Origin of the sequence: Sphingopyxis sp. (assembly GCF_035565275.1) — a bacterium.
In the GTDB taxonomy this organism is placed as follows: domain Bacteria; phylum Pseudomonadota; class Alphaproteobacteria; order Sphingomonadales; family Sphingomonadaceae; genus Sphingopyxis.
The window spans coordinates 1-9,569 of the sequence record NZ_DATMST010000181.1 but is presented as its reverse complement, the minus strand read 5'-3'; the positions used below and the strand labels follow the sequence as shown (position 1 = coordinate 9,569).

General features: G+C 65.1%; 12 protein-coding genes. 9 read left to right on the top strand and 3 right to left on the bottom strand.

Annotation, left to right across the window (positions count from 1 at the left end):
- Window positions 1-185: 185 nt before the first annotated feature.
- The 3 genes from VN047_RS12780 to VN047_RS12770 are packed head-to-tail and all read right to left on the bottom strand — an operon-like array spanning window position 186 to window position 1,776.
- Window positions 186-635 carry a globin domain-containing protein gene (locus tag VN047_RS12780; protein ID WP_325543240.1) on the bottom strand — a complete coding sequence of 150 codons (450 nt, stop codon included), beginning with the start codon at window positions 633-635 and terminating at the stop codon, window positions 186-188.
- Between the two features lie 32 nt (window positions 636-667).
- Entirely contained in the window at window positions 668-1,354 is a 687-nt protein-coding gene (locus tag VN047_RS12775) for an alternative oxidase (protein ID WP_325543238.1), read from the bottom strand.
- A gap of 20 nt (window positions 1,355-1,374) precedes the next feature.
- Window positions 1,375-1,776 (bottom strand): group III truncated hemoglobin, encoded by a 402-nt coding sequence (locus VN047_RS12770; RefSeq protein WP_325543236.1) that lies wholly within the window; start codon window positions 1,774-1,776, stop codon window positions 1,375-1,377.
- Window positions 1,777-1,878: 102 nt separating this feature from the next.
- On the opposite strand from VN047_RS12770, the gene VN047_RS12765 reads away from it, so the two are divergent.
- From VN047_RS12765 to VN047_RS12725, 9 genes are all read left to right on the top strand, one after another.
- Entirely contained in the window at window positions 1,879-2,313 is a 435-nt protein-coding gene (locus tag VN047_RS12765) for an Rrf2 family transcriptional regulator (protein ID WP_325543234.1), read from the top strand.
- A gap of 346 nt (window positions 2,314-2,659) precedes the next feature.
- Complete coding sequence (locus VN047_RS12760; protein ID WP_325543232.1) at window positions 2,660-3,028, top strand: BlaI/MecI/CopY family transcriptional regulator; 369 nt, start codon at window positions 2,660-2,662, stop codon at window positions 3,026-3,028.
- Window positions 3,025-4,671, top strand: coding sequence for a M56 family metallopeptidase (locus tag VN047_RS12755; RefSeq protein WP_325543230.1), 1,647 nt, complete (start codon window positions 3,025-3,027; stop codon window positions 4,669-4,671). The genes VN047_RS12760 and VN047_RS12755 overlap by 4 nt, the downstream gene beginning before the upstream one ends.
- A gap of 137 nt (window positions 4,672-4,808) precedes the next feature.
- Window positions 4,809-5,726, top strand: coding sequence for an MBL fold metallo-hydrolase (locus VN047_RS12750; protein WP_325543228.1), 918 nt, complete (start codon window positions 4,809-4,811; stop codon window positions 5,724-5,726).
- Window positions 5,727-6,506: a hypothetical protein gene (locus tag VN047_RS12745; RefSeq protein ID WP_325543227.1), complete on the top strand. Its 780-nt coding sequence runs from the start codon at window positions 5,727-5,729 to the stop codon at window positions 6,504-6,506. It begins immediately after the preceding gene.
- Window positions 6,503-7,138 (top strand): DUF4230 domain-containing protein, encoded by a 636-nt coding sequence (locus VN047_RS12740; protein ID WP_325543225.1) that lies wholly within the window; start codon window positions 6,503-6,505, stop codon window positions 7,136-7,138. Before VN047_RS12745 ends, VN047_RS12740 begins: the two co-directional genes overlap by 4 nt.
- A 64-nt stretch (window positions 7,139-7,202) precedes the next feature.
- Window positions 7,203-7,916 carry an adenylate cyclase gene (locus VN047_RS12735; protein WP_325543223.1) on the top strand — a complete coding sequence of 238 codons (714 nt, stop codon included), beginning with the start codon at window positions 7,203-7,205 and terminating at the stop codon, window positions 7,914-7,916.
- A gap of 68 nt (window positions 7,917-7,984) precedes the next feature.
- A complete protein-coding gene (nadA, locus tag VN047_RS12730; protein ID WP_325543221.1) occupies window positions 7,985-8,974 on the top strand; it encodes a quinolinate synthase NadA in 990 nt (329 codons plus the stop codon).
- A gap of 153 nt (window positions 8,975-9,127) precedes the next feature.
- Window positions 9,128-9,569, top strand: a 442-nt coding sequence (locus VN047_RS12725) for a DUF2853 family protein (RefSeq protein WP_325543220.1), incomplete at its 3' end; no start/stop codon positions are given.

Genomic DNA, 9,569 nt, shown 5'->3' with positions numbered 1-9,569 from the left:
GACCGGTTTCCGACAACGATGCGAGCTTGCCCAATGGCCGAAACGGGGTGGAAAGCGGACGTTCGTTCCCTCTCCTTCGTCATCCCGGACTTGATCCGGGATCCATACGATGGTGCGGCCATGGATCCCGGATCAAGCCCGGGATGACGATGAGAGATAAGTCCGCAACCGGTCGTTTCCGGCCTTTAAGCCGCCTCGGCATCCTCATACGCCTGCGCCTCGGCGCCGATCAGAATGTCGGCGAGCATCCAATAGGCTTCGCTCCACGCCGCGAGCACTTCATCGGTCGCGACCTCCTCGCCGAGTACGTCGCGGATCGCGGGCAGCAGGGCTTCGGCGACATGGGGGTAATGCTCTGCCTTCACGCCTGTTTCGATATGGCGGGCCACCATGCGAGACACCGCGGTATCGAGGTTCTGAAGCTTGTCGATATTCTTCGCATAGGCAAGAATCGCCGCGGCGAGCCGTTTCGGCTGCTCGCCGCTCGTCTGAGCGGCGCGGTCGAACATCGCTTCGATGTCCTTGTTCCGGAAGAGCCGGGCGTACATCGCAGTGGTGATTGCAACTCCGTGCTTTTCGAGAGCGGGGGCGGTGGCTTTGACGATTCCCATCGCCTGGGCTGAAGCGGTGCGCATTCTTGTATCCTGTCGTCGTGGGTAGGGAAGATTCAGGCCGCGATCAGCAGCTCGTCGGCATGTTCGGGATAGGGCGCGACATGCGGAGCAGGTTCGATCCCGGCGAGTTCACTGGCAAAGCCGTGGTTGACGTCGCGGTGGTGTGCTTCGTCGGCGCGGACCACGAGGACGACGTCGCGCAGCATCGCATCGTCGGCAAGCTTCCAGTAATGTCTGGCGATCGCGGGCGCGGGAACGTTGGGACTGCGGCCTTCGTCGATTTCCTGAAGGTAGAGCGTGTAGCTGATTACCGCTTCCTCTTCGAAATAGCCGACGACACGGTGCGCGGTCCTGGCGCTGATCAGGTAGAGCGCGAAGAAGGCGAGGTAGAAGACCCACTGGACGCCGAGAATGACAAGGCGTTCGAACAGCGTCGGCTTCGCAACCTCGATGAAGGTCATCAGGTGCATCCGCTCATTCTCCGCTTCCTCCATCAGCGTGCGGATCCAGCCCTTGTCGTCTTCCATGCGGCGCAGGCTCTTGAGGTGCGTCAGCGTCGCGCCGACCATGCCGGGGACCGCCGCGACCGTTTCGAGCACGATCGCGCGATGGCCGTACCGTTTGGCGAAGAAGGTGTCGGCGCAAAAGCGCAGCATGCGCGTGAAGCCGAGGGCAATGCGGTCGGAAAAATCGACCGGACGATGATGGACGCCGAGGTCGACAAGGGGTGCATCGGACATGGGTCTTCTCCTTCGGGTGATCAGGTGGTCGCGCGGCGGCCGGCGGGGTCGTCGAGACGAAAAAAGAGCGCGAGCTGGAGGCTTTCGGCGATGCGCGCGGCCTTGGCCTGCAGGGCGGCGGCGGCGGGGGGTGCCAGCAACTCGTTGGTGGTGTCGGCCCAGATGGCAAGCCAGCGGTCGAACATCGCCGGGGTGATGCGGGCCTTGTGTTTCAGATGCTCGGCCACCGGGCTTCCCTTGTAGCGGCCGGTCGTCAGCATCACCGACGACCAGAAGGCGACGAGCTTTTCCAGATGGTTGGGCCAGTCATGCACCGCGGCGTTGAATAGCGGGCCGATATCGGCGTCGGCGCGCACGCGATCATAGAAGCGCGGGATCAGGCGCTCGAGCGCGGCTTCATCGATCTGGTGGTCCTCGCTCACGACTCGCTCCAATCATGTATTTGAAGCGCATGTATGATCGAAATTTGAAACATGCAACAAAAATACATATTATAGCGGGACAGCAATTTTCGAAGGATGCGAATGCGCCTGACGCGCTACACCGACTATGCGATGCGCGCGCTCCTCTATGTGGGCGCGCAGGATGACGCGCGGCTGAGCCCGATCTCCGAAATTTCGCGCGCCTATGGCGTATCGCAAAATCATCTGATGAAGGTCGTCAACGACCTGGTGAACGCGGGCTATCTCGAAAGCGTGCGCGGGCGCTTCGGCGGAATCCGCCTCGCGCGGCCCGCGAAGGAGATCAATGTCGGGGCCGTGGTGCGCCATACCGAAGAGGGTTTCGATCTGGTCGACTGCGGCAGTTGTATCGTCGCGCCCGCGTGCGGTCTGACCGGGGCGCTTGCCGAGGCACTCGGGGCGTTCATGAACGTGCTCGACGGCTACAGCCTCGACGATCTGCTGAAGAAACGCCGCGATTTCGCCGCCCTGTTCGGGGTGCCACGGATCGATAGCTGAAAAAGCGTCCGGGGGGCGGGGCCTTGCGGCCGCTCCGCCCCCCGTCTGCATCGGGGGTAAGTGGGGATTTCCCGGGTGGGGGCAGGGGACATCAGGGACCAGACTGATGCCCCCCACCGCTCCATTGAGCGGAACACTCGGGAACATGGGATACTATACAATTGCCGTGCCACTTTGCGGCCTGCGCGGATATTTGCGGGGGACGCTGGTTAGCAATTCCTTACCGCCGTCAGGGCGTGTAAAAAATTCCGACGCAACCCCGTTCAGCTTTGTTCAGCAAGCGTTCAGGCCTTTGACTACATTTGTAGTCGCATCATGGTCGACGACGCCAATGGGAGGGGTCCGCATGGCAGAACGAGCAAGCGAATCGGAAATGCAGGTGCTGTCGGCGCTGTGGGATGAATCCCCGCAGACCGCGGCTGACCTGACCTCCCGGATCGGCAAGATCAACGGCTGGACGCAGGCGACGGTGAAGACGCTGCTCGCCCGGCTGGTCCAGAAGGGCGCGGTGACCGCGGCGGCCGATGGTCGGCGCTATCTATATAGTCCCGCGGTCGAACGCGCCGACGCCGTCGGCGAGGAATCGCAGCGCTTCGTCGACCGCCTGTTCGGCGGCCGGGTCAGCCCGCTGATCGCGCACCTCGCCGATCGCGAGGCGCTTACCGACGCCGACATCGCCGAGATCGAGGCACTGCTGCGGAGGCTCAAGTCATGAGCGCCGACATGCTGATCCGTGTGTGGGGCGACACGATGCTGACCACTGCGTTGCTCGTCCTTGCGATCCTTCTGGTCCGCAAGCCTTTTGCGCGCCATTTCGGTCCGCGGCTGACCTATACGCTGTGGCTGATTCCCGCGCTGCGGCTGGTGCTGCCGCCGCTGCCCTTTGCCGAGCCGGTCGCCGCTGCGCCGGCGGTGGCGGGCGATATGGGGATTCTGGTGCCGGTCAACGCGGTCGCGGCTTCGCCCGTCTGGTCGATGGCCGATGCCATGCCTTGGCTTTTCCTCGCATGGGCGGCGGGCACGGCCGCCGTGCTCGTGACGGCGATGGTGTCGCATCATCGCTTTCGCGCCGCAGTGCTCGCCGAAGCCGTCGAGCTCGAACCGATCGGCAAGATCCGGCTGGTGATGACCGATGCTGTCGACGGGCCCGTCGCGTTCGGCCTGTGGCGGCGGTTCGTCGCGGTGCCGCATGATTTCTTCGCCCGCTATATCGCCGAAGAGCGCGCGCTTGCGATCGACCATGAACTGGCGCATCACCGCCACGGCGACCTGTGGGCGAACGGTGCCGCGCTCGTCCTGCTCGCGTCGCAATGGTTCAACCCCTTCGCGTGGCGCGCGATCCGCGCATTCCGTTTCGACCAGGAAGCGGCGTGCGACGCGCGCGTGCTGACGATGGCCGACGACGACGGGCGCAGCGCGCGCACCGCACGTTATGCGACAGCGATAGTCAAGGCCGCGGTCGGCCCCCGCCTCTCCCTCGCCGCGCCGATGGCGGTCCACGACAATCTGCAGGAGCGGCTGACGATGCTGACGCAGCAGGATATTTCGAAGCAGCGCGGGCTCGCCGGCCGCCTGATCGTCGGTAGTGCAACGCTGGCGGTGCTCGCGGCCACCGCGACGCTGGTTCCGGCGAGCGTCGCAAGCGCAGGTGTGCAGCCGGCATATCTGCCCGAGGTTCCGGAGGTTACTGCGCCCGATGCGCCGCGCACAAAGGTCGTCACCTCGAGCGAAGAGATCCGCGAAAGTCCGTCGGACGACGGCGGAAAGCGCGAAGTGCACCGGATCATCATCCGCGAGGCCGACGGCAGGGCAAAGGACCACACAATCACGCTCGCGCCAAAGGACGCCGCGATGGCTGGCACGCGGCATGTCGAATTCCGCGTGCCGGGCAGCCTGTCGCGCGACGACATCCTTGCGACGCTGAAGGAACAGGGCGTTACCGGAAAACGCGCCGAAGCGATCGCCGACAAGCTGGAGGCAAAGCGCACACGGCGCATCGCGCTGGCTCCGGTCCCGCCGGTTCCGCCCAAGCCGCCGCTTCCGCCCCTGCCTCCGGTCCCGGGCAGCGCTCTCGGCGCGATGAAGGGCAAGGCAATGGTCTTCGGCCGGTGCGGCGACCGGCACGCCGCGCCCGTCGTCCATCGGAGCGAAGCGGACGGTAACACGCGCAGCAGCGTCACCATGTTCGCGTGCAGCGATACGCCCGAGAACAAGGCCGCGCGCGTGTCGGCGCTGAGGAAGGCGCGCGAAGCCTTTGCCGAAGGCGAACGGGCGCACGGCCTGTCCAGCGATATGCGGGCAAAGGTCGCCGCCGATATCGACAAGGCGATCGCGGAAGCCGAGAAATCGGGCCACTGAGCCCGGCAGTTTCGACGCCGACCCTCTTTCCCCGGTAGGGTCGGCGGCAGGGGCGGGGAAAAGGGAGCGGTCCATCTCGCTCCCTTTTTCACGCCCGCTCCCTTTTCCTTCGTGTCCCGCGATGCCACATGAAGGGCATGAGTGAAGAAAAGCCCTGGCCCGACAGCATCCGCGCCGGCGATTGCGAACAGCATGAGCCGCTGGTGCGCCGCGTCCTCGCGCCCAATCCGTCGCCCTATACCTTTACCGGTACCCAGACGTGGATCGTCGGGGGGGGCAGCGACGTCGCGGTGATCGATCCCGGCCCGACCGGATCGGGGATGAGCATCGGCGACCCCGCCGACATCAACGGCGCGGGACATGTCGACGCGATCCTGCGCGCGGTGGAGGGGCGGAGCGTCGCCGCGATCCTGTGTACCCACACCCACCGCGATCACAGCCCCGCCGCTGCGCCGCTCAAGGAAGCGACCGGCGCGCCCATCGTCGGCTGCGCGCCGCTGGCGCTCCGCGACGATGGTCCGCGCGCCGATTCGGCCTTCGACTCCGATTATGCCCCCGACCGCGTGCTGACCGATGGCGAGCGGATTTCGGGCGACGGCTGGACGCTCGAAGCCGTCGCGACCCCGGGGCACACGTCGAACCATCTCTGCTTCGCGCTCGTCGAGACGAAAGCCCTGTTCACCGGCGATCATGTCATGGCCTGGTCGACCAGCGTCGTCAGCCCGCCCGACGGCGACATGGCGGCCTATATGGCGAGCCTTTCAAAACTCTACGACCGCGACGACCGCATCTATTATCCGGCGCACGGCCCGGCGGTGACGAAGCCCCGGCAGCTTGTGCGCGGCATGCTCGGCCATCGCCGGCAGCGCGAGCGGCAGATCCTGCGCGAACTCGGGAACGGCACGGCTGTGATCCCGGTCATGGTGCAGCATATGTACAAGGGCCTAGACCCCCGGCTGACCGGCGCCGCCGGCCGCTCGGTGCTCGCGCATCTGCTTGACCTTCAGGCGCGCGGGATCGTGCGCGCGCAGAATGAAGAATGGGAACTTGTCTGAATGATCTGGCCGCTTCTGATCGCCGCCGTCCAGCCTGCCACCGCCGCCGATTCCACCGTCATCGCACTGGTGGCGGGCGAGGGCGAACGACAGTGTCTTCCCGACAGGAGTCTCTGCCTCGACCTGCCGGGATCTGCGGCAGCGGGCGACGCCGATGGCGGGCTTGTTCTGACCGGGCCGGCGAGCGGCGATGCGAAGGATCTGCCGCTTCCGTTCAGCCGCGATGATGGTCAATCGATCGGCCTCTGGCCGTATCTGGTCGCCGTGCCGTCGCACGGTGACGCGCCGGCCGATGCGCGCCAGTATCTGATGGGCGTCGTGGTCAGCTATACTGCGATGTATTCGGGCGGCGGCGGCAACGGCAGCCGGCTGCATCTGCTTCGTCTCGACACCTCGCCATCGAACACGCGCATCGGCGACGAGGTGCTTGATGTCGTGTGGGACAGCTCGCTGATGATCCGCGCCTGTTTTTCCGAACAGGATATGAAGGACCGGCGCGAGGCGTGTCACGACGACTATAATTTCACCGGCAGCTTGTCCGCCGGACCGGTGGAAGCCGGCGAACTTCCGGTGCTGACATATGGCGCCGTTGCGACCGCCTATCCGCGCACCTCGCGCCGGTCGCAGGATAATAGCGGTCAGCGCCTCAAGGCGGCCGACCTCGTTCACGCCAAAGATCCCGAGTGCAGCTATGAAAGAATGCTGCGCTACAACCCCGCGACGTCGCGCTATGAAATGGACCGGCCGGCGCCCGATTGTTCGGATTATACGACACCATGACAAACTCCCCCGCTCGTCTCGCCCCGCGCCTCATCCTGCTCGCCGCCGCAGCCTTGCTGCTTGTCGCGGTCTGGTGGGCGGTATCGGCGTGGCGAGACTGGCAAAAGGGCTATGACCCTGAAACCGTCGTCGCCGCGAGCCTGCAGGGGCTGCAGGAGCAGAATGTCCTCGTACCCTTCACCGCGCGTTATGTCGCGGTGGTAACGTCGACGCAGAGTCGGCTGGGGTTGAGCGCGAAAAAGACGCTGATCATGCCGGGGACCGTCCGGTACGAACTTGATCTCGGCAAACTGAAGCAGTCGGATCTCGACTGGAATGCGGCGACCAATGCGCTGACGGTGACCTTGCCGCCGTTGCGGCTGGCGGGGCCGGAGATCGACATCGACGCGATCAGCGAATACCGCGACGGCGAGATTCTGCTGACGCTGACCGACGCCGAACGCACGCTCGACGCCGCCAACCGCAAGGGGGCGCAGGCCGAGTTGATAAAACAGGCAAAGGGCACGACGCCGATGCGGCTCGCGCAGGGCGCGGCCCGGACGGCGGTCGAACAGAGCTTCGCGATGCCGCTGAAAGCCGCGGGGATCGATGCGAAGGTGACCGCGCGCTTCGCCGAGGCACCGACTGGGTAAAACCCGGCTTTTCGCCTTTTAGCGGTTGCGCTATTCTCCGCCCGGGCAGGGCAGGGGAACGGGCATGGTTACGACCGCAGAGGGCGCCGCGCGCGCCGAGCTTTTCTGGCATCGCATGGCGATCGGCCTCGCGGTTTTCATCGTCTTCGGCTTTCTGCAATTCGCGCTGCGCGGTTTTGTCGACCCCGTGGCGGCGCCTTTCTGGGTGCATGTGCACGGGGTGGCGATGCTGGCGTGGCTCGCGCTTCTGATCGCGCAGCCGGCGCTGGTGACGCAGGGCAATCTGGCGCGGCACCGCCTGCTCGGGCGGATCGGCGGGCTGCTGGCGCTTTTCATCACCTGTCTCGGCATCTTCACCGGCGTGGCGTCGCTGGTGCTGAACCGCTTCCCACCCTTTTTCACGCCGCCCTATTTCCTCGCGCTGACGGTGACCGAGTCGCTGGTCTTCGGCGCGATGGTTGCGTGGGCGATCCGGCGGCGGCGCACCACCGACTGGCACCGGCGATTGATGATCGGCGCGACGATCGTCATTCTCGAGCCTGCGCTGGGGCGTCTTTTGCCCCTGCCGCTGATGATCGGCTGGTCGGACATCCCGATCGGGCTGATCCAGCTCGCCGTCGTCGGCATCATCGCGCTTTACGACCGCCGCGCGCTGGGCCGCGTCCATCCGGCGACGAAAACGATCGCGGCGATTGTCATTGCGGTTCGCGTCACCATCTACCTCCTCTCGATGACGCCTCCCGTCATCGCGCTCGCGGCGCGGCTGGCCGGCGGTTGACCGCGTTGCCCTGTCCGGGGTCGCGGTGTAGGAGGGCGCCAAGGCAAACGCCACGATAAGGAAAAGCCATGACTGCTCCCATCCGCGAGAATCTCTCGGGCCTCGACCTGCGCGCCGAAATCGACCGTCTTCGCAAGGACCGCAACGCCGTTATCCTTGCGCATTATTACCAGAAGCCCGAGATTCAGGATCTCGCGGATTTCGTCGGCGACTCGCTCGAACTGTCGCGCAAGGCGGCGGACACCGACGCCGACGTCATCGCCTTTTGCGGCGTCAAGTTCATGGCCGAGACCGCAAAAATCCTGTCGCCGGAAAAGACCGTCATCCTGCCCGACATGGATGCGGGATGCAGCCTGGAGGACAGCTGCCCGCCCGAACAGTTCAAGCGGTTCCGCGAGGCGCACCCGAACCATATCGCGTTGACCTACATCAACTGCTCGGCAGCGGTGAAAGCCTTGAGCGACATCATCGTCACCTCGTCCAGCGCCGAGACGATCATCAGCCAGATCCCGGAGGATCAGCCGATCATCTTCGGCCCCGACCGCCACCTCGGCGGCTATCTCAACCGCAAGTTCGGGCGCGAGATGCTGCTGTGGCCGGGCGTGTGCATCGTGCACGAGGCGTTCAGCGAGACCGAACTGATCAAGCTGAAGGCGCAGCATCCCGGTGCCCCGGTCGCGGCGCACCCCGAATGCCCGCCGCACATCGTCGACCACGCCGACTATGTCGGGTCGACGAGCGGTATATTGCAATTCGCGAAGAATTTTCCCGGCGATACGCTGATCGTCGCGACCGAGCCGCACATCATTCACCAGATGGAGCTTGCGCTGCCCGAAAAGACTTTCATCGGCGCCCCCGGGGCCGACGGCAACTGCAACTGCAACATCTGCCCGTACATGGCGCTGAACACGATGGAAAAGCTCTACATCGCGCTTCGCGACCTCGAACCGCGGATCGAGATGGACGAAGGCCTCCGCCTCGCCGCACGCAAAAGCCTCGACCGCATGCTCGAGATGGCGTCGGGAACCATCGGCAAGGGCGATCTGGGCAAGCGATAGGCGAAAGGCCCGAAGGCACGATTTGCCCGATATCCCGGTTCGATGTTGCATTTCCGGAAAATGATATAAGTTCCGGCTGCTAAGGCGCGAGTCTCGCCCCCCGTGCGAGCGCCGAACGGCGGTCCCTTGCGTCTGGGGTAGGAGCATGGTCGCATGGCAGAAGATTGGCTGGCGGACGTCAGGGAATATGTCGCGGATGCCGACGAGGCGGTGGTGTCCGCGATCGTCAAATATCTCGGGATTGCGCTCAGAAACCGCGATTCATCCCTCGTCTCCTTCACCGACAAAAAGGAAACCGATCGCGTTCGCGAAAATTTCCTGAAAAAGAAGCTCGGGCTGACTCAGGACGACGCGACGCTCGATGCGGCGATCGCGGGCGTCGGCGAACGGATGCAGGGTGACCGGACCAAGAATCGCGTCACCGTCTATTATCTCCTCGCGCAGCACTTCGGCCTGCTCTCCCTTTTCGGGGGTGCGGCGGGTGCCGTCGGCGCGGCGGGATTGTCGGCCGGAGGCGGCTTGGGTGCCGGCGGTTCGGATGCCGATGCCGGCAAGGACGATGAGGGATCGTCGGCCGTGCCGCTTGCCGCAGCGG

Bases quoted from the DNA above. Each gene is read 5' to 3' on its own strand.
- VN047_RS12780 (WP_325543240.1), bottom strand. From the start codon at position 635: ATGCGCACCGCTTCAGCCCAGGCGATGGGAATCGTCAAAGCCACCGCC.
- VN047_RS12775 (WP_325543238.1), bottom strand. From the start codon at position 1,354: ATGTCCGATGCACCCCTTGTCGACCTCGGCGTCCATCATCGTCCGGTC.
- VN047_RS12765 (WP_325543234.1), top strand. From the start codon at position 1,879: ATGCGCCTGACGCGCTACACCGACTATGCGATGCGCGCGCTCCTCTAT.
- VN047_RS12760 (WP_325543232.1), top strand. From the start codon at position 2,660: ATGGCAGAACGAGCAAGCGAATCGGAAATGCAGGTGCTGTCGGCGCTG.
- VN047_RS12755 (WP_325543230.1), top strand. From the start codon at position 3,025: ATGAGCGCCGACATGCTGATCCGTGTGTGGGGCGACACGATGCTGACC.
- VN047_RS12750 (WP_325543228.1), top strand. From the start codon at position 4,809: ATGAGTGAAGAAAAGCCCTGGCCCGACAGCATCCGCGCCGGCGATTGC.
- VN047_RS12745 (WP_325543227.1), top strand. From the start codon at position 5,727: ATGATCTGGCCGCTTCTGATCGCCGCCGTCCAGCCTGCCACCGCCGCC.
- VN047_RS12740 (WP_325543225.1), top strand. From the start codon at position 6,503: ATGACAAACTCCCCCGCTCGTCTCGCCCCGCGCCTCATCCTGCTCGCC.
- VN047_RS12735 (WP_325543223.1), top strand. From the start codon at position 7,203: ATGGTTACGACCGCAGAGGGCGCCGCGCGCGCCGAGCTTTTCTGGCAT.
- nadA (WP_325543221.1), top strand. From the start codon at position 7,985: ATGACTGCTCCCATCCGCGAGAATCTCTCGGGCCTCGACCTGCGCGCC.